The sequence below is a fragment of the Oscillatoria sp. FACHB-1407 genome (genome assembly GCF_014697545.1).
In the GTDB taxonomy this organism is placed as follows: Bacteria; Cyanobacteriota; Cyanobacteriia; order Elainellales; family Elainellaceae; genus FACHB-1407.
The window spans coordinates 1-18321 of record NZ_JACJSA010000033.1 but is presented as its reverse complement, the minus strand read 5'-3'; the positions used below and the strand labels follow the sequence as shown (position 1 = coordinate 18321).

Sequence of the window (18321 nt, the reverse complement as noted above, 5' to 3'; positions counted from 1 at the left end):
AGCTACCATCACCGGAATTGTAAGCAAATCGCGGCAGGGGACTTCTGTGGGCGGTTAGAAGACACTTTAGACATAGCGATGAACTCCTTTGATCGAGTTACTGATGGGTTCAGGAATCAACGGGTTTGGATACCTCGTCGCGTTTGAACACCTTGTAGGCGATCGCCAGAAACACGGGTACGACAACCAGCATTGATAGAGCCGTGTAGGTCGCGTGGAATTTGCTGATTGTGAACAGAGTCGGTGCGTTCACGGCGTTTCCGGCTACGCCTATCAAGAGATTGCCGCCGATGTTGTGCGCGAAGTGTACGCCAATGGCGAGTTCGGTGGTTCCGTCAATCAACGAAACCACGGTCCACAGCAGACCTGGAACGAGGAAGTAGTTGAAGAAGACCGTAAGCCAGCCGCCCGCGCTCGCCTCCGGGTTGAAGAGGTGCGCCAGGGCGAAGATCGTGGCTGGCACCAGTGCCAGAAAGACGCGGTTAGACCAAACAATACTCGCGCCCTGCACAATGTATCCGCGAAAGAAAAGCTCCTCGGTGGTGGTCTGGATCGCAGTGAAAATCAGTGCGATCGGGACGAAGAGCGCGAATGTTGCAAAGTCAAAGTCAACGTTAAAAGAGAAGGTGTCGGGATAGAAGAAGTACTGTCCCAACCCAGCGATCAGCCAGAATGGCACGAACCACGCCACAAATCCGTGACCGACACGCCGCCAACTTATCCGCTCCCGTGCTGTGACCAGCGTCCGGGGATGACGACGGTGAACGAGGGTGACGGCGATCAAGATTCCCGCGAGGAAGAACGAAAAAATTGCCGTGACCGCAACGAAGCCCCCCACGGGGCCGAGCGCGGCGTAATCCAGCCGATTGACCGCCGCAAGCCACTCCTGACCGCCGAACAGGAACGCGATGTGGGGGATGGCGATGCCGCCGACCACCAGCCCCACAAAGAAGATGACGACTAATCCTAGAAGATACCGCCACCACCGATACTTACCCCACCCGGCAGCCTCCACGTAAGTCGCGTCTTTCGCTTCCATGCTGCTTCCCTGACGTCCTTTGATTGCTTTAAACTTCATCGTTGTCTCCTTGACTCGTGCGTGATCGAATTAGCGAATCTGTTTTGGGGTCATTCCAGTCAGGCACTTAAACGGTTGGATTAAGTGGCTTTGATTGGAGAAACCAACGGCTGCTGCTGAACCTACCGGATGCGATTGGCGTGATGTTCCTAACGCTGAGTTAAATGGCGATCGCCGTAGTGATGCCTATGCTGAAAAGCGGCGTCAGTCTCACGTCTGTTCTAATGTCGCTAACAGGCGTATGGAGCTAGTGTTATCCTGTCGAAGCTTGAGTTGAACCCTGCCCGCACGGTTTAATCGTTCAAGAGAGGCGACATTCGCTTTCCAATCAATTCAATGGAGCGCATCAGTTGGGCGTGGTTCATCTGCGCGTTGTCCATTTGGAACGTTACTCTCGAAATGCCGCCGAGCGATTCACTGTGACGGCGGATTTTCTCCGCCACTTCTTCGGGACTGCCGACCAGTAATGCGCCGGTTGCGCCGCGCTGCGCGTCAAAAGCGGCACGCGTCACGGGCGGCCAGCCTCTCTCTCTGCCGATTTTAGTGAAGGTTTCGGCGTAGCCCGGAAAGAACTCTTCAACGGCTTGTTCGGTCGTGTCGGCGACATAACCGATTGAATGCAATGAAACTTTCAATGCTTCGGGCGCATGTCCGGCGCGCGCTCCGGCATCGCGGTATAAATCTACGAGCGAGCGAAAGCGATGCGTTTCGCCGCCGATAATGGCGACCACGAGCGGCAGTCCAAGCATTCCGGCGCGGAGGAAAGATTGCGGCGTACCACCGACCCCGATCCAGATGGGAAACGGCTTTTGCAGCGGACGCGGATAAATCGCCTGGTTTTCCAGTGCGGGGCGAAATTTGCCCGACCAATTGACGGTTTCATTGTCCCGAATTTTGAGCAAGAGTTCGAGCTTTTCAGCGAAAATCTCGTCGTAATCGCCGAGACTAAATCCAAATAGCGGAAAGGCTTCGGTGAACGAGCCGCGCCCGACAACCATTTCGGCACGACCTTTTGAAATCAAATCGAGCGTGGCGAATTGTTGAAACACACGCACCGGGTCAGCCGCGCTCAGCACCGTAACTGCGCTGGTCAGACGAATGCGCTCGGTGCGTGCGGCGGCAGCGGCGAGAATAACCGCGTTTGCCGAATCTAAAAATTCATGCCGATGATGCTCGCCAATACCGAAGATATCCAAGCCGGAACGATCCGCCTGCTCTATTCTCTCCAGCAGTTCGGCGACAGACTGCGTGGCATCCGCCGTTTCACCGTTTTCACTCGTTCCAACCGAGGCAAAACTGTCAATTCCAACTTCCATATTATTTCCCAAGCGTTTTGCGAATGAAATAGACTTAATCCAAACTGCTTGACTGACAAAACTCTCGAAACCTTGATTCTGCCGTAGGTTGGGTTAGCGATAGCGTAACCCAACAAAACTATTGTCGGCGTTGGGTTTCGTGACCTCAACCCAACCTACAGGGCTATTGTCGGCGTTGGGTTTCGTGACCTCAACCCAACCTACAGGGCTTAATCCAAAACAGTAGAAAGTCTTGCTGTACGAGTTAAGCGGCTGTTCTCTCACTCAGCAAAAACGCTTAACTATCTTCAACTCAGAGGGATTGGGCTACTACCGTGATCTGAATGATCAGGGAGTGGAATGAACTCAGTTTCACCGGGAACCGCCGGGAAGCGGAGGTCTTGCCAATCTCGTTTTGCCTGCTCAATACGCGCTGAGCGGCTCGACACAAAGTTCCAGTACTTGGTGCGATCGCCCACTGGTGCCCCGCCGATAATCATTGCTTTTGCCTCAGCCCCCGCACTGATATTTACTGATTCATCCGGCGTTAAAACGGCTAGACGATATGGCTCTAAGGGCTTTCCATTTAAGAATAGGCCGGATGTGACGCTATAAACGGCCCTTTCTAAACCTTCTATTGGCACTAGCTGAAATTGACTACCCTCCGTGAAAATGAGCGATAGGTAAAGAGTAGCAGAGTAGGTTTTAACGGGTGATTGGTGAGACTGATAGCTACCGGCGATCAAGGTCGCGCTGGTGCCTGTTTGAGTCCACCTCGGTAAATCAGTCGCCGGATAATGTGAAAAGCTGGGTTCAACTTCTTCAGCGGTTTCGGGGAGAGCAATCCAGGTCTGAATGCCGTGAAGAGTAGATTCTTTCTCTCTAAAGCTCTTGGGCGATCGCTCAGAATGAACAATACCTTTGCCCGCGGTCATCCAGTTCACATCGCCCGGAAAAATCTCTTGTACTGTACCTAGACTATCTCTATGCAACAGGCTTCCTTCAAACAAATAGGTAACCGTCGCTAAATTGATGTGTGGATGGGGTCTAACATCAACGCCTTTTCCAGCCGGGAAACCAGCTGGGCCTAAGTGATCAAAGAAGATGAAAGGTCCAACCATTTTTAGGGTTTCACTTGGTAAGATGCGCTGTACGCTAAACCCACCTAAGTCGTGCTTTTCAGGCGTAATTAATTGCTGAATACTCATTTTTTACAATCCATTTTTAGTTGACGTTGTGGACGAAGATACAATCTTAATTGTGTTGCTGCTTCAGACTCTTGCCTAACTTAACTTCAATGTAATGAGTTCCAAGACTCGATTTCTTTCAGATTCTTATGGTGCTAGCGAATCTGCTTGGGGGTCTTTCCTGTGAATCGCTTGATGTGCTGCGTCAAATGGCTTTGACTGGAGAAGCCTACTTGTAGAGCAATGTCTGCGATCGCCAAATCTGTTTTTGATAGCATCAACTTTGCTTGTTCCACGCGCTGTTGAATCACATACTGACGGGGAGAAATTCCCATTGTTTGCTTAAACAAACTCGCAAAGTAAGTCGGGCTAATATTGATCACTTCTGCAAGCTCAGTCAGTGATAAATCTCGATCAAGGTGAGTACAAATGTAGTTGAGTACTTGCTGCAATTGGGTGTGCGTTAAGCCTTTGCACTTGGCTTCAAGGGTTGGCGTTGTAATTGTTAGCATGGTTCAAAGATTGGCAATTTGCTTAACAAAACAGGCAAAAGCTAGCCATCGCACATTCGAGCACTGCAATATTTTGCATTGCCGCTCGGCTACTGTGCTACATAACCGCCATCTACCATCAACGTTTCACCTGTTGTGAACGATGCCAGGTCAGATGATAAAAACAGAACTGCATTTGCAACTTCAAGCGGTGTTCCAACTCGTCCGATCGGGTGAAGTCCTGTCAAGTAAGCTTTGGCTTCATCTGTAACTGCTTCAAACATATCTGTTTGGATTGCCCCTGGTGCAACGACATTGATGCGAATCCCCGCTTTGGCATATTGGAGTGCAGCCGCTTTGGTTAAGCCTACCACCGCATGTTTACTCGCGGTGTAGAGGAGTATGTTAGGCAGTGCAACGACTCCAACCACAGATGCCATATTGACGATTGCACCATTTCCCTGTTTCAACATCTGAGCGATTTCATATTTCATCGACAACCAAACGCCCTTGACATTGACGTTCATCGTGCGATCGTATTCCGCTTCTGTTTGCTCAATCAATGAGGGATTTTCGCTGCCCATTCCTGCATTATTAAAGGCAATATCCAACCGACCAAAAACGTTAACCGTTTTATCAACCATTGCTTTGACATCGGCTTCTTTCGTGACATCGGCTTGCACAAAAATCGCCTCTCCGTCAGCTTCCTTGATTAATCGAACCGTTTCTTCACCTTCATCCATTCGGCGACCCACCACCACCACCTTGGCTTGTTGTTGGGCATAAGCGATCGCGGTTGCACGACCAATGCCCGATGTACCACCAGTGACTAAAGCAACCTTGTCTTTAAGCATCATGATAGTGACCTCTTGTTGTGAATGGTTATGTTACTTACGTCAAAACGCGATCGATTAGTGTGTTTGAAGGTAAGTTGGGATCGATTACCTTACGCGCACTGTCAACGCCCACGACGGGAAGTGTACCCGGATCGAGCAAGCCGACTTGAACCAATACACTTGCCTGATCCCAGTAAATGTGTTCGTGGGCTATTTTGCCGTCACGGAACTGGACGATCGCTACTACTGGCACTTCCACCCGTTTTCCAGTGGGAGCAACGCCGGGTAATATCCATTCCATCCAAACAGTATGAGTAAACTTAGCCACCATTTCATCCACGAGTTGATCGGTTCCGATCGTGCGCGAGATTAGGGTCAACTCCATATCTGGCGGCATCTGTGGAATGAGGTATTTGGAATAAAACTCGCGCAGTGCTGGTTTCCCAACTCCCCCAGTCATTACAGGGATGTGGTTAACGTAAGCATCTTCAACCATCGTAGCGAGGGCATCTTCAGTACTGTGAGTGCCAAACTCGTACTGTAAATGCTCTTCCCAAAGTGCTTGCAAAGACTCCTGGGCTGTCAAGTTGGTAGTTGCTTGTAAATTTGCTTGTCCGTCTACAGTTTGCTCTTTGACCATGATTAAATACTCCTGGTTTTATCTATCTAAAGTGTCTTGAGTTCCAATGCTTGACTGCTTCCAGATTCTTGTGATGTTAGTGAACTTGTTTCAATGGACGTATAAGCATTCAGCGTCTGTTTCACGAATCAGTTGGGCGTTTTTTTCACCTTCTGCGTCGCGTCTACCGGAGAACACGACTTTTGCTCCAGTAGCACCGAAGGCGATAACACAGACAAGTCAGATATGAATTGAGAGCAAAGATCGGGGAACTTAATGACTTGCAGCAACAATGGCTGTCATCAACTCCGTCGTGTTCCAGCGTCCGGTATACCGAATTCCATTGATAAACAGGGCTGGGGTAGTCGTTACTCCACTCTCTATTCCGCCTTCGATATCTTCATTGATCCGACCGATATGCACTTGTTTGGGCAAGTCTTTGAGAAACTGAGGAATATCAAGCCCTAAATCATTAGCGTACTCAACAAGATAACCATTCTCCAGATTTTGTTGATGGGCAAGTAAAGTATCGTGCATCGACCAAAACTGTCCTTGGGCAGCGACGGCTTCGGCAGCTTGGGCTGCCCGTTGAGCATGAGGATGAATCTGTGTTTGCGGAAAGTGACGGAAGATCAAACATAAATCATCCTCTCCCAAAGCAGCACTCAGTTCTCGTCTGATCCCTTGAATCAGCTTGTAAACGTCTGCACTTCTAAAGCATTGATAGTCTCCATACATCACCAGCACTACCTTGGCACTCAGCACACCTTGAATATGATCTTGAGTTGAAGGTGGTACAAGTAAGGAACTGTGGTTACGATCTTCGTTCATTTTTCTACGTCTGCATCAAGGGAATCTTGCAATTACTTGCTCAATCCATTGACTGCATCTTTGTTTGCATAAATTCAATATAGGAGATCGCTTTCAAGCCGTCGTCTACAGTGAGTTAACTCTTTTACGGTACAAATTGATAGAGTAACGATGCGATCGCAACGTATAAGGCTGGCTCTAACTTAAGTTAGAATCCGAATTCGATCGAAAGTACACCCTACAAACTGACAATGCCGCGTTTAACGGCAACAATCACAGCTTGGGTGCGATCGCCCACATCTAACTTATTCAAAATCCGATTAACGTGAGATTTAACCGTGCCTTCACCAATACTCAAAGCCGCCGCAATCTCAGCATTACTCATTCCTTGCGCCAGTGAGCGGAGGACTTCTAGTTCTCGTTCACTCAGTTCTGGATTACTGAGATGCTGCGCTAACTTTGCGCCCACATCAGGTGGAATATATTGCTGCCCCCGATGAACGGTGCGAATGGCGTTTAGAAGCTCGTCTGGTTCAGTTTCTTTCAACAGGTATCCTTTTGCGCCTGCCTGCAATCCCCGATAGATATCTTCGTCACTATCATAGGTGGTCAGTACAATAATCCGAGCCGATTTAGCAGCAGCACAAATTGCACCGATGGCAGCAACTCCCTCTAATTCAGGCATGCGGAGATCCATGAGCGTGACATCCGGTTGATGTTCCTCAAATAGCGCGATCGCCTGTTCCCCATTTTCGGCTTGGGCAATTACCTGCATCTCTGGGTCACGGTTAATAATTGTGGCTAATCCTTGCCGAAAAATGGCGTGGTCGTCTGCAATTAGAACCCGAATTGGGGGTGTGGGGTGTGGGGTGTGGGGTGTGGGAAGCATGGGGTGTTAGGGTGGGTGGGGTAGAAGAGATGAGGGATGTGGGATATGGGTAAGCTGGAAAGTTACCGTGATTTGGAGGTCTGGAAGATATCAATGCAACTGGCGCGTGAGGTATATCAAATAACAGAAGGTATGCCAAAGCATGAAATCTATGGATTAACATCTCAGATTCGCAGAGCCAGCGTCTCTGTGCCTGCAAATATTGCTGAGGGCTACGGACGGAATCATCGTAAGGAATACGTTCAGTTCCTTGGTGTTGCCAATGGAAGTCTTAAAGAATTAGAAACGTTGCTTCTCCTCGCCCATGATTTGAATTACCTGAATGACATCACCAAACTGATGAGTTTGTGTGAAAGTGCAGGACGCTTACTTACTCGACTCCGCCAAAGCCTTCAAAGGGTTATGGATAGTCATTAACCCTCTACACCCCACACCCTCACACCCTCACACCCCAACCACTACCACAATCTCCGTTCCCTGCCCAGGTTGACTCCGAATCGTGAGTTGTGCGCCGATGCGCTCTGCCCGTTCGCTCATGCCGAGTAAGCCAAATCCCTTAGAGGATGGAATACTTCCAACTCCAAAACCCTGTCCATTGTCTTTCACGCGCAAGCAAACCTGGTCGCGATCGTAGGCTAACTCAACTCGAATTTCGTCAGCATTGGCATGTTTAATCGCATTAGTTAAGGCTTCCTGCCCAATCCGGAGTAGGTTATTCTCGACTTCAGTGGGGAGAGCATACACTGTCCCCTCGATCTCATAGTATAAAGTGGTATCCATTGCAGCAGTTCTGATTTGAGCGATGAGACGATGGAGAGCACTCTGTAAACTGCCCTCCTCTAGAAGCTGAGGACGAAGTGCAACGACCGATCGCCGTGCTTCAATCAGTCCAGTTCGCGCCAATTCTTTGATCAGGTCTAGATGTGCCCCAGTTGCTTCTAAATCATCTGTTAGCACCTGGTTTGCCGCACCTACCTGAGCCAGAATGCCTGTAAACGCTTGAGCGAGTGTGTCGTGAATTTCGCGTGCCATGCGGTTGCGTTCTTCTACAATTGAAGCGGCTTCTGCCTGTTTGCGATCGTCGATATCCGTAACAACTCCCAACGCTCGGATGGGTTCACCAAATTCATTCCAGGTAACAATTTTGCCGACAGCAAGAATCCATTTCCACTGACCATCCTGGGTACGATGGCGATACTCTGCTTGATAGGTGGGGACTTCTCCAGTAATACAAGCATGGTAAACTGCAAGCACTGATTCTCTATCGTCAGGATGCAAACTCTCAATCCAACTAGATTTGGTCACATGAAATGTTGCTGGATCGTAGCCCAGCATTAAAGCGTATTCTGGGTTAACCACGACTTCTTCAGTTTTGATATTGAGATCGTAGAGTCCTTGATTTGACGCGGTTAATGCCAAGCGTAGTCGTTCTTCACTTATTCGTAGAGCAACTTCTGCCTGTTTGCGATCGCTAATATCCGCAAGCACGCCATCGATATATCCATCGGCTGCATTCAGATAGGAAGAGAAAAGTCCCCAGAACACTGTCCCATCTCGTTTTCGCAGTTGTACTTCATAGCTTCGCACTTCCCCATCCTGTTTCAGCAACTCAACGGCTTGTTGGCGATCGCTGGGATTGACATAATAGCTTGTGGTGCTTTCAAGTCCAATCATCTCCTCTGGTGAGTCAAAGCCAAACAGATTGGCAAAGCGTTGATTGGCATTGAGAATTAATCCATCCGAGATGCAGACTCGGACGATGCCGACCTGCGAGTTTTCAAAGATAGCTCGGAACTTGGCTTCACTTTGTCGTAACGCAGCAGTTCGTTCTGCGACCTGTTGCTCTAAAGTGCAGTTGTAGTCAGCCAGGAGTTTCTCGGCTTGTTTGCGCTCTGTAATGTCCTGAAAGGTAGCGATCGCATAAGTGATGTTGCCCTGTTGATCAAAAACGGGTGTTCCCCGTGCCTCAATTAGAATTGAGACATGATCCCGACGAATTTCTATATCTTCAGTCCTGATGCGTTCGCCCCTTAATGCCTGCACTGTAGGCAACCTCTCCGCTGGATAGATTTGATCCGTTCCCGCTACATAAAGCTGATAAGCCTCTGAGATCTGCTCCGGTGCTATGGAAGTATCAGTTTCTTTGCCCAGGAGTTGATTGCCGCATTGGTTGGCATAGTAAGGACAACCCGTCGCATCTACGATCGCAATTCCCACCGGAATCGCTTCAAGGAACTGAGTGATCTTGCTTTCCTTAGCCTGTAGCTCTGAGTAAAGGTTGGCATTTTCGATGGCGATCGCGGCTTGAGTCGATAATAGCTGCAAGACCTGCGATCGCTCTGGTGTAAACACTCCAGTTGCTAACCGATTTTCTAAATACAATACACCGACCAGCTTGGCTTGATTTAGCAGTGGCAAACAGAAAATAGATTGAGGCTGGTTCTGTTGAATGTATGACTCATTAATAAAAGCACCTTCACGAGTCGCATCATTTAAGGTGACAGGCTTCAGAGTCCGAATCACGTATTGAATGATTGATTCTGGTAATTGATTGGCAATTGGAATAGACTGTAACACCTGAGTTGCACAAGTATTCTCATCACCATTGAGTTCACAAGCCGCTTCAATCGACCATTCTCCTGAGTTTTCTAAAATCAGATATCCGGTTTGTGCACCAGCATTCTCAATTAAAATTTGCATCAGTAATCTCAGCAATTGCTTCAGTTCAATTTCACGAGAAATCGCCTGCGAAGCTTTCATCACGGCTGCTAAATCGAAAGCCGTATGGAAGGGATGAGTGATAGTTTCAGCAGTAATAGGAATTGATGTGGAAGCGACTCTAGATGATTGAGAAAAGAACTGTGGATAGCGGTTTTCTAAGTCTTCAACTTTAGCGGTTGCGCCCCAGCGATCGTAGCAATAGTGCGCCTCTTTCATGTAGGTCTGAGCAATTTTCTCTCGACCTCGCGCCAGATAATGTTTAGCCGCTAATTCATAGGCTAATGCTTCTTCCTGGATATACTCATGTTCAGCAGCACCTGCAATCGCCCGTTCATAAAACTCTTCAGCCTCAAGAAATTGCCCTAAGACTCGCGCTTTCTCTGCCTCGATTAAATGGTATTTATGCAAAAAATTCATGGGGGCGTGGTATGCCCATTTCTGCATCTTCTCTTGATTGGCATTAACGCGATTCAACCAGGATGCTTTTTCAGAGTTTGCAGCATTTGCCAACACGCTCAGAACGATTAGGGAGTCATAGAAACGAAATACAGCAACAGACATTAATCCTGTGGCTGTGTTTAAATACGGTTCTGCCAAAGTAGCCGTTTTTGCAGCTTGCTCATACTCTCCGAACAGGTAGCATAAAATCAGCTTATTTAAGTAAAAGAAGTGAAGGCCAGTTCCATCCTTTGCCGCGATCGTCCATGACAGTGCTTGCTCTTCGTCGTAGAGACCACCCACTAAGCGACTTGGGGTTTCAGATTGACCTCGCAGGTTCAGGATCGTTTGTTGCAACATTGCCAGCCAGGTGGCAGGAGTCTCTCGTCTAATTTGATGGGTGGCTTTCCGATAAATCGCGGTTTGTTGTTCCAGTTCTGTCAGTTCTTGTCCTGCATAAAAGGGGTAATAACATAGGCCAATTGCAGAATAACCCGCAAATTCAAACTCTCCACTTTCTATACCGCTTTGCCAGGCTTCAGCAAAGCCAGGGAATGTTTCTTTAAGGTGATCTTTCCAGAGAATGATATGGAAACTCACCATCATCAATGCTTTGCAATTACCTCTCTTGTTATTTGATTGTTTCGCTAAATTTAAGGATAATTTGCCAAATCGATAGCCCAGTTCAAAGTCTTGTTCAACGCCACAGAGGATCATGCCATAGCCAACATAACCAAGCAGCGACCAGATCGCGTTTCCATGGGCGATCGATAAATTCACTATCTTGCATATAATCAGCACCATCAGAGCGGGTGTCGAAATAAAAGCCGGAGTATATATGCCTGCTAAAATGTAGACTGCTGCCAGTGGCACAGGTTCAGTCATCTCTGGCAAATCAATCAAATCTTCGATTTCCCGCCCAGACAATCGTGAAGCGGTTTCCTCTAATCCTGCTTGAACATCTAACTGACTTGGAGCTTGCACTAAACGAATTCCCAATCGTTGCAGCACTTCCAAGCCAGTTTTCAGGGCTTCTTTAGGTTCTCCCCGCGACAGCCATGCTTGAATCCTGCTATCGTAAACTTTCACGGTATCGAGCGTCGTCTTCGCACAGTTAAGCACTGCTTCTGCAAGCCGCTCCATTTCGTCAAAGTGACCGCTGAGGTAGGCGGCCTCTGCGGCCTCTGAATGCAACACCAAAGTTAGGTCATACTCACGCTGCCAACTTTCCCCATCAAGCAGTTTAAGCCCTGTATTGAAATACTGAAGTGCTGCTTCATAAGCCGTTGCTGCCTTTGCTTTCTGACCTGCCATTAAGTTCAATCTGGCAATTTCAGTTCGTTCTGACCGAGCAGTGACTAGCTCAAGTCCTTGATTGAGATGATCGATGATTTCAAACAACCGATCAGATCGTTGTTCTGGTGAAGTTTTTTCGAGCAAATTGCGACCGATTTGAAGATGAACCACTTGTTTCTGCGATTCATCAATCAAAGCATAAGCCGCTTGCTGAACGCGATCGTGCAGAAACTTATACTCTTGAACCAACAAGTCTTCGTCCAATTCAGACAGCGGTTGAATTAATCCCGCTTGTATTGCTGCTAGTAGATCCTGGAAAATTGCTTTCGGTGATTTTTCGCAAATGATGGCCAACGTTTCTAAATCAAACTCAGCCCCAACACAAGCCGCGATGGAGAGAACTTGCTGTGTTGCTTCCGGCAATTTCTGCAACTGACGCAGCAGCAACTCCACCACATTATCGGTGATATCTTGAGCTTCAATCTCTGCCAGGTTCCACTGCCACCCCCCTTTACTTCCCCCCTTGGTAAGGGGGGATTGAGGGGCATCAAAGGTCAACAGATTTTCGCTATGCAGCAGCTTCAAAAATTCACCAACAAAGAAAGGGTTGCCCTCGGTTTTACGTGACACAGCTTGGGCTAGGGAACGAACTGCATCAGGATTGCGATGTAATGTCTCAGCCACCAGTTGAGTCAACGGTTCCAGCGTTAAGGGGGTCAGGATGATTTCCTGAAATACTGCTCCCTGGTTTCGCAGGCTCTCTAGCGTTAAGACCAACGGATGCATTGGAGTCAGTTCGTTATCTCGGTAGGCTCCGATCAAAAACAGAGATTGAGTTTGCTCGTCAAGTAAGATGAGTTCGATTAACTTCAACGTCGCAGAATCGATCCACTGTAGATCGTCTAAGAAAATGACCAGGGGATGCTCTTTTGCACAAAATGCCCGCACGAATTTTTGAAACGTGAGATTGAAGCGATTCTGTGCTTCTGTTGCTCCAACTTCAGGCACAGGGGGCTGCTTGCCAATAATTAACTCAACTTCGGGAATGACATCTATGATAATTTGTCCGTTGCTTCCCAGAGCTGTGAGCAGAAGCGATCGCCACACTTCCACCTGTTCATTAGGTTCACCCAATAGTTGCTGCACCAATTTTTGCAGGGCATCGACGATCGCGCTGTAGGGAATATTGCGCCGGAATTGGTCAAATTTACCCCAGATAAAGTAGCCATTCTTTGCGGTGATCGGTTTAAAGAGTTCCTGTACCAATGCTGTTTTGCCGATGCCAGCATAACCGGAGACCAGCATCATTTGGCTGCATGAGGGTGTAGGGTGGTGGGGTGGTGGGGTGTGGGGTGTGGGATTGCTTTCTACTCCTCTACTCTTCCACTCCTCTAGCCCTTTACCTCCTGCCACTTGCTCAAACGCAGCCAATAATGCTTCGATCTCCGCTTCTCGCCCATACAGTTTTTGAGGAATATGGAACTGCTCGGAAATATCTTGCAGTCCCAACGATAGGGTGTTAATCTGACCCATTTCTGCTAGTTGTTGAGCGCAGCGTTCTAAATCTGCTTTAATGCCCCAGGCACTTTGATAGCGATCCTCCGCATTCTTCGCCATCAGTTTCATCACAATGTCGGAAACTGCTTTAGGAATTGTGTGGATCGGGTGTGGGGTGTAGGGTGTAGGGTGTAATGCATCATCTGTCCCCACGCCCCACACCCCACACCCCATACCCCTAACTTCGTGTGGAGGAGTCGGCGGTCTAGCAATGTGGCAGTGGACTAGTTCCAGGAGATCACTGGTAGGAAACGGCAATTGTCCCGTCAACAGTTGGTAGAAGGTTACGCCCAGTGAGTAGAAATCAGTGCGATAGTCGAGCATCCGGTTCATTCGCCCGGTTTGCTCTGGCGACAGGTATGCGGGGGTTCCTTCTAGAAGATGGAGACTTTTGAATGTGGGCTTGGTGCGACTGAAGCGAGTGGCAATGCCAAAATCAATGATTTTGATAACGCCAGTCTTCGGATTAAAGACAATGTTGTCAGGATTAATATCTTTGTGGATGACATGAGCCGCATGGATTTTGCCTAGAGTATCCGTAATGGCGATCGCCATATTCAAAAAAACCGACAGCGGCATGGGAGAAAAGTCTAATTGTTGCCGCATCCAGCATTCTAAAGACTCTCCACCAAAGTCTTCCAAAAGAAGAACCAGCGTGCGCTGGTAGTCTTGCTGACTGTATGCCTTGACTACGCCTTCAATGTTGAGAAAACGAGTAATTTCATACTCCTGCCGATAGCGAGTTAATTCTTGAGGAGAGGGATAATCCTGCTTGAGAACTTTGGCAATCACTGCACAGTGATCTTGCTCTCTGATGCCCCGATACACCAAAGAAGCTGAGCTCTCATAAATTTTGCTGTGGATAATAATTCCAGGCAGAGTAATCATTGAACTCTTCCCCCGACGAAGGGCTGTCATCGGTCTCCCAAAGTATATCGCTTGCCAAACTCCAGAAAATAAAGCTTCTGGGTGAATTTTCTGAAGGTCTTCCAATGACTACATTTTTGTGGTGAAGGAAGATAAAGTTCCAGGCGACCTCAAAACCTCGTCGCTGCTCTAACTGAGAACCGCCGAACAATACACCCAAGCATATCTCTACTGAGGGCATCTCCAAACTACAACTGAGTTCGACAATCGAGACCGGAGACAGGGCAGTTTGTAGCCACTCGAAAATCGCTGCCGTCCAGCCACATCTTCTGAGTGGGCGATCGCTCCATTTGCCTATTTCAGCTTTCCTACTCCAATTTGATGCGAGAAGCCTGCCGAGAGGCTCGAATGCCCTTTGAGCGTGTGTGGCAGGCCGATCTCTGGCAAGATCGTGATCCAACAACATTACCCCAGGGTTCCGCTTTGATTGTTGCAGAAGTTCGGTATGACCCTCCGATTACTAAAGCCATATATGAGTCTGCCAAGCTTCAAGAAAAGGAGTGTTTTCAGGAGTTAAATGTTCAGCCTCTCCTTTCTGCGGTCATGCTCAATGGCTCCTATTCCATTTGTGTGTTTACGGCTGTGGTTGCTGAGGATGTGCGATCGCTCTATCGTAAAATTGGACAACCCTTCCAACAAGTTTGGAAGTCCACTCTGGTTAAACCAGATTGAGTATCTCTGTTGCGTCAATTGTTCTTTCGAGTTCAACCAATGGAGCAAAGCATTCACTTTTGTCTAACCCCAGATCATGTCAATCTTGCCTATGCTATGACCGGGCAAGGTTATCCGCTGGTGAAAGCGGCGAACTGGCTTAGCCATTTAGAGTTTGACTGGCAGAGTCCCGTTTGGAGACATTGGTGGGAGGAGCTATCAAAGCGGTTTACCGTGGTTCGCTACGATGAGCGAGGGTGCGGTTTATCAGATTGGAATGTGCCTAACTTTTCCTTCGATGCCTGGGTGCAGGATTTGGAGACGGTCATCAATACAGTGAAACTCGAACGCTTTGCATTACTGGGAATTTCTCAAGGAGCAGGGGTGGCGATCGCCTATGCGGTCAAGCACCCAGAAAAAGTTAGCCACCTCATCCTCTATGGAGGCTATGCCCAGGGTCGCCTCAAACGCAATGCCACACGTGAACAGGTTGAAGAAGCCGAAATTCGCGCCAAACTCGTTCAACTGGGGTGGGGGCGTGATAATCCAGCATTTCGCCAATTGTTTACCTCACTCTTCATTCCCGAAGGCACCTTAGAGCAACTCAACGCCTTTAATGAACTTCAGAAAATTTCCACGTCTCCTGATAATGCAGCGAAGTTTATCCATCTCTTCAACAGTACTGATGTGTGTGACCTGGCAACTCAGGTCACAGTACCCACGCTTGTTCTCCATGCTCAACATGAAGTGGAAATAACCTTTGATCAAGGGCGATTGCTGGCAGCTCTGATTCCCAATGCTCAGTTTGTGCCACTAGATAGCAAAAATCACATCCTGCTCAACCATGAACCAGCGTGGCAGAGGTTTCTAAAGGAAGTACAACAATTTATTCAACCCGATCGTGTGGCTTCACTCAATCCTGCGTCGATCAAGCCTGATGAAACTGCTGTCGTATTCCCAACTACTGATGTTCAACCCGATTCAATGCGTCTTGAACTGACCCAAGTTCTTACAGATCGCGAACAAGAAATTCTTGAACTGATTGCTCAGGGGTTAAGTAACACTCAAATCAGCGAACAGTTGGTACTCAGTCCCAAAACGGTTAAAAATCACATCACTCATATCTTCAGCAAAATGCAGGTCAAGACCCGTGCAGAGGCGATCGTCAAAGCGAGAAATGCAGGGTTTGGCACAGGTATGGGACTTGAGTCCTAGCCCGATCGGGTGATTTCTGACAGAACTACAGCAACAGATTGAGACTCTGCTCTCACGACTTTTAAAGAGCGATCGCCCAAGATAGAGCTATGCCAGGGAAGGGAGTTTAACTCAACGCCTAAAATCCTTGCAGTCTCAAGTTTTCAGCTTGTTTTCAAGGTGCATCAAGTGAATCGATTGGCAAGGTTCCCCACTTTGCTATAGAGGCTTTTTTGTGCCCAAAGTCCCTCGGAATGAAGTTCGGACGATTCTTGGACGGTTCCAGGACAGGAGACTGAATAACCTGAGAACAGAACAACAAAAGAGATGGTTTTCTTGATTCCTCAAGACTATTTCATCAAATACTCATCACTGATTTATTTTGGAGAACAACAATGACTGCGATCGCAACTAACCCTAACCAAGGTTATGCACAATCTCTTCAACGCGCAACTCAGGTCAATTGGAGGGTTGAAGACATCATTGGTGGAGACAAAAAACTGGACTTCACAACACGGTTTCTACCAGACGCATTGGCGCAAGTGAATGAAATTTCTTGTCTTAACACTGAAGAAAAACAACTTCTCAATCAGATTCGAGGCAACAGCTATTTACACCTGTTTGGCCTGGTAGAAGAGTTCATCGTACCCACCGTCATCAACCACGTCAACAGCACTGGGCTGGCTGATATTACTGCCACTCAAGCATTACTCCATTTTGCGGAGGAAGAAAGCAAGCATATTCGGCTATTTCGCCGTTTTGCTGAAGAGTTTGAAATCGGCTTTGGTGGTCGTTGTGATGGAATTGGACCTGTTCAAGAAATCGCCAACGCAGTTTTACAACATCGTCCCCTAGGAGTCGCGTTAATCATCCTTTACATCGAATGGATGACTCAGTATCACTATCTCGCTAGTGTCCGCGATAATGTCGGCGAAAACCTTGATCCACAGTTTTGTAGTCTATTAAAACATCACTGGCTGGAGGAAGCCCAACACACCACGCTGGATACGTTAATGGTGAATCAGTTAGTGAGTGAATTGGAACCTGCTGAAGTAGAAGCCGGAGTAGAAGATTTCTTTAAGCTCATTGAGTTTCTCGACGGTGGCTTAATGATGCAGGTGCAACTCGATTTGGCTGCTCTATCCGCCGCAACAGGACGCACTTTCACTGAGGCGGAACAACAAGAAATCCAAACCATTCAAAAACGCTCTTATCGGTGGACATTTATTGGGTCTGGAATTAGCCACGCTAAGTTTGTACAAACCTTCGCACACGTGAGCCCGGCTTCCCAAAGCCGATTGGCTGAGGTTGCTAAAAAGTACAGCTAATTAAAAAAACTCAGCTGCGATCGTCAGAGCAAGTCAGTAAATTGTAGCCTTGCTCTGACCTTGAACCGCATCCTATTCAGCAAAGCAATCCCACAAGGAAAACATCATGACTTACCCCTCCTATTCGGCTCAAAAGCCGTCCGCTTCCGTTCGTCCATCGATCGCCTCATCAAGCTGGCAGTTGCTCAAACGCTCGCTCGTAAATTTTGGAAAAAGGGCGATCGCCTATTTCACTCAAGACCGCGAACCCATCGTTTCTCAACGTATCTGCGCCAACGGTCAAGTTGTTTGGACGATCCACGACCCATACACCGGACAATCCACAACCTGTTACTCCGTTGCAGAAGTCCGCGCCTGGTTAGAATCCCGCTATTCCTACCGCTACAACCTGTGACTATTTCAAACACTATCAGGAAGGACAACGATAATGCGATCCATGAATTTAGTGGAGTCCATCCTGCAAAGTGCCCTAGATAGTCAACTTGCAAATGGTTGTCCCGGTATCATTTTGTTGGTGGTGTTCCAGACCTGTGGATTTAAGGCACAATTGAAGGTAACCTAATTACCTTAAGTCTGCCAATGGTTCGAGAACCCATCCACTGTCCTAGCTGTAATTGCACTAACATCGTTAAACACGGAAAGTCACCAGCGGGAAAACAACGATACAAGTGCGGCAATACCGATTGCCCCCGTTCTACTTCCCTCTTGCAATACACTTATCAAGGATGTTTGCCAGACGTTAAGCAGAAGATTAGCGATATGGCAGTCAACGGCAGTGGTATTCGGGATACCGCACGAGTTCTCCACATTAGCCCAACCACCGTAATTGAAGAATTAAAAAAAAGAACACGCGATTGAAGCGGTCAATCGACTGTTGTTGGAGCAGTTAGAGAATAGATCAGCCATGATGATTGTTCGAGTGGAGGAGGCTGAAATGGGTCGCTTTGTCGGGTCTAAGAAACGACAGCGTTGGTTGTGGTCTGCGATCGAGCATCAAAGCGGCC

Annotated in this window: 17 protein-coding genes and 1 pseudogene; 9 read left to right on the top strand and 9 right to left on the bottom strand. The window is 48.0% G+C overall.

What is annotated here, in order from left to right; all coding sequences use genetic code 11:
• Positions 1-109: 109 nt before the first annotated feature.
• Positions 110-1078: a CPBP family intramembrane glutamic endopeptidase gene (locus tag H6G89_RS31675; RefSeq protein WP_190514003.1), complete on the bottom strand. Its 969-nt coding sequence runs from the start codon at positions 1076-1078 to the stop codon at positions 110-112.
• A gap of 94 nt (positions 1079-1172) precedes the next feature.
• On the opposite strand from H6G89_RS31675, the gene H6G89_RS31670 reads away from it, so the two are divergent.
• A complete protein-coding gene (locus tag H6G89_RS31670; protein WP_190514002.1) occupies positions 1173-1355 on the top strand; it encodes a hypothetical protein in 183 nt (60 codons plus the stop codon).
• Positions 1356-1371: 16 nt separating this feature from the next.
• On the opposite strand, the gene H6G89_RS31665 is transcribed toward H6G89_RS31670, so the two are convergent.
• The 7 genes from H6G89_RS31665 to H6G89_RS31635 all read right to left on the bottom strand — a co-directional run bounded on the left by H6G89_RS31665 (position 1372) and on the right by H6G89_RS31635 (position 7205).
• Positions 1372-2394 (bottom strand): LLM class flavin-dependent oxidoreductase, encoded by a 1023-nt coding sequence (locus H6G89_RS31665; RefSeq protein ID WP_190514001.1) that lies wholly within the window; start codon positions 2392-2394, stop codon positions 1372-1374.
• A gap of 287 nt (positions 2395-2681) precedes the next feature.
• The gene (locus tag H6G89_RS31660; protein WP_190514000.1) at positions 2682-3581 is read right to left on the bottom strand and encodes a pirin family protein; all 900 of its coding nucleotides are present in this window, start codon (positions 3579-3581) and stop codon (positions 2682-2684) included.
• 134 nt (positions 3582-3715) lie between these two features.
• A complete protein-coding gene (locus H6G89_RS31655) occupies positions 3716-4072 on the bottom strand; it encodes a helix-turn-helix domain-containing protein (protein ID WP_190513999.1) in 357 nt (118 codons plus the stop codon).
• 89 nt (positions 4073-4161) lie between these two features.
• Positions 4162-4908 carry an SDR family oxidoreductase gene (locus tag H6G89_RS31650; protein WP_190513998.1) on the bottom strand — a complete coding sequence of 249 codons (747 nt, stop codon included), beginning with the start codon at positions 4906-4908 and terminating at the stop codon, positions 4162-4164.
• 34 nt (positions 4909-4942) lie between these two features.
• The gene (locus H6G89_RS31645; protein WP_190513997.1) at positions 4943-5527 is read right to left on the bottom strand and encodes an ester cyclase; all 585 of its coding nucleotides are present in this window, start codon (positions 5525-5527) and stop codon (positions 4943-4945) included.
• Between the two features lie 252 nt (positions 5528-5779).
• Entirely contained in the window at positions 5780-6337 is a 558-nt protein-coding gene (locus H6G89_RS31640; protein ID WP_190513996.1) for a DsbA family protein, read from the bottom strand.
• Positions 6338-6554: 217 nt separating this feature from the next.
• Positions 6555-7205, bottom strand: a complete 651-nt coding sequence (locus tag H6G89_RS31635) for a response regulator (protein ID WP_190513995.1) — start codon at positions 7203-7205, stop codon at positions 6555-6557.
• Between the two features lie 45 nt (positions 7206-7250).
• On the opposite strand from H6G89_RS31635, the gene H6G89_RS31630 reads away from it, so the two are divergent.
• On the top strand, positions 7251-7622 hold the full coding sequence (locus tag H6G89_RS31630; protein WP_190513994.1) for a four helix bundle protein: 372 nt from the start codon (positions 7251-7253) through the stop codon (positions 7620-7622).
• Between the two features lie 27 nt (positions 7623-7649).
• Here the strand turns inward: H6G89_RS31630 and H6G89_RS31625 are convergent, their stop codons facing one another.
• A complete protein-coding gene (locus H6G89_RS31625) occupies positions 7650-14105 on the bottom strand; it encodes a PAS domain S-box protein (protein WP_190513993.1) in 6456 nt (2151 codons plus the stop codon).
• 312 nt (positions 14106-14417) lie between these two features.
• On the opposite strand from H6G89_RS31625, the gene H6G89_RS31620 reads away from it, so the two are divergent.
• The 7 genes and pseudogenes from H6G89_RS31620 to H6G89_RS31600 all read left to right on the top strand — a co-directional run bounded on the left by H6G89_RS31620 (position 14418) and on the right by H6G89_RS31600 (position 18175).
• Positions 14418-14816: a hypothetical protein gene (locus tag H6G89_RS31620; protein WP_190513992.1), complete on the top strand. Its 399-nt coding sequence runs from the start codon at positions 14418-14420 to the stop codon at positions 14814-14816.
• Positions 14817-14855: 39 nt separating this feature from the next.
• On the top strand, positions 14856-16010 hold the full coding sequence (locus H6G89_RS31615) for an alpha/beta fold hydrolase (RefSeq protein ID WP_190513991.1): 1155 nt from the start codon (positions 14856-14858) through the stop codon (positions 16008-16010).
• Between the two features lie 374 nt (positions 16011-16384).
• Positions 16385-17317 carry a hypothetical protein gene (locus tag H6G89_RS31610; protein WP_190513990.1) on the top strand — a complete coding sequence of 311 codons (933 nt, stop codon included), beginning with the start codon at positions 16385-16387 and terminating at the stop codon, positions 17315-17317.
• A 106-nt stretch (positions 17318-17423) separates the two neighbouring features.
• Positions 17424-17711, top strand: coding sequence for a hypothetical protein (locus H6G89_RS31605; protein ID WP_190513989.1), 288 nt, complete (start codon positions 17424-17426; stop codon positions 17709-17711).
• A gap of 33 nt (positions 17712-17744) precedes the next feature.
• The gene (locus tag H6G89_RS36025; RefSeq protein ID WP_255519559.1) at positions 17745-17879 is read left to right on the top strand and encodes a hypothetical protein; all 135 of its coding nucleotides are present in this window, start codon (positions 17745-17747) and stop codon (positions 17877-17879) included.
• Positions 17880-17896: 17 nt separating this feature from the next.
• Positions 17897-18007 (top strand): annotated as a pseudogene (locus H6G89_RS36515) (IS1 family transposase); the annotation flags it as partial.
• A 15-nt stretch (positions 18008-18022) separates the two neighbouring features.
• Positions 18023-18175, top strand: coding sequence for an IS1-like element transposase (locus tag H6G89_RS31600; protein WP_190513988.1), 153 nt, complete (start codon positions 18023-18025; stop codon positions 18173-18175).
• Positions 18176-18321 lie beyond the last annotated feature (146 nt).

What these genes read in the sequence shown, in the direction of transcription:
- H6G89_RS31610 (WP_190513990.1), top strand. Translation starts at nt 16,385, where the DNA reads ATGACTGCGATCGCAACTAACCCTAACCAAGGTTATGCACAATCTCTT.
- H6G89_RS31675 (WP_190514003.1), bottom strand. Translation starts at nt 1,078, where the DNA reads ATGAAGTTTAAAGCAATCAAAGGACGTCAGGGAAGCAGCATGGAAGCG.
- H6G89_RS31605 (WP_190513989.1), top strand. Translation starts at nt 17,424, where the DNA reads ATGACTTACCCCTCCTATTCGGCTCAAAAGCCGTCCGCTTCCGTTCGT.
- H6G89_RS31635 (WP_190513995.1), bottom strand. Translation starts at nt 7,205, where the DNA reads ATGCTTCCCACACCCCACACCCCACACCCCACACCCCCAATTCGGGTT.
- H6G89_RS31615 (WP_190513991.1), top strand. Translation starts at nt 14,856, where the DNA reads ATGGAGCAAAGCATTCACTTTTGTCTAACCCCAGATCATGTCAATCTT.
- H6G89_RS31640 (WP_190513996.1), bottom strand. Translation starts at nt 6,337, where the DNA reads ATGAACGAAGATCGTAACCACAGTTCCTTACTTGTACCACCTTCAACT.
- H6G89_RS31665 (WP_190514001.1), bottom strand. Translation starts at nt 2,394, where the DNA reads ATGGAAGTTGGAATTGACAGTTTTGCCTCGGTTGGAACGAGTGAAAAC.
- H6G89_RS31645 (WP_190513997.1), bottom strand. Translation starts at nt 5,527, where the DNA reads ATGGTCAAAGAGCAAACTGTAGACGGACAAGCAAATTTACAAGCAACT.
- H6G89_RS36025 (WP_255519559.1), top strand. Translation starts at nt 17,745, where the DNA reads ATGCGATCCATGAATTTAGTGGAGTCCATCCTGCAAAGTGCCCTAGAT.
- H6G89_RS31630 (WP_190513994.1), top strand. Translation starts at nt 7,251, where the DNA reads ATGGGTAAGCTGGAAAGTTACCGTGATTTGGAGGTCTGGAAGATATCA.
- H6G89_RS31650 (WP_190513998.1), bottom strand. Translation starts at nt 4,908, where the DNA reads ATGATGCTTAAAGACAAGGTTGCTTTAGTCACTGGTGGTACATCGGGC.
- H6G89_RS31625 (WP_190513993.1), bottom strand. Translation starts at nt 14,105, where the DNA reads ATGATTACTCTGCCTGGAATTATTATCCACAGCAAAATTTATGAGAGC.
- H6G89_RS31660 (WP_190514000.1), bottom strand. Translation starts at nt 3,581, where the DNA reads ATGAGTATTCAGCAATTAATTACGCCTGAAAAGCACGACTTAGGTGGG.
- H6G89_RS31655 (WP_190513999.1), bottom strand. Translation starts at nt 4,072, where the DNA reads ATGCTAACAATTACAACGCCAACCCTTGAAGCCAAGTGCAAAGGCTTA.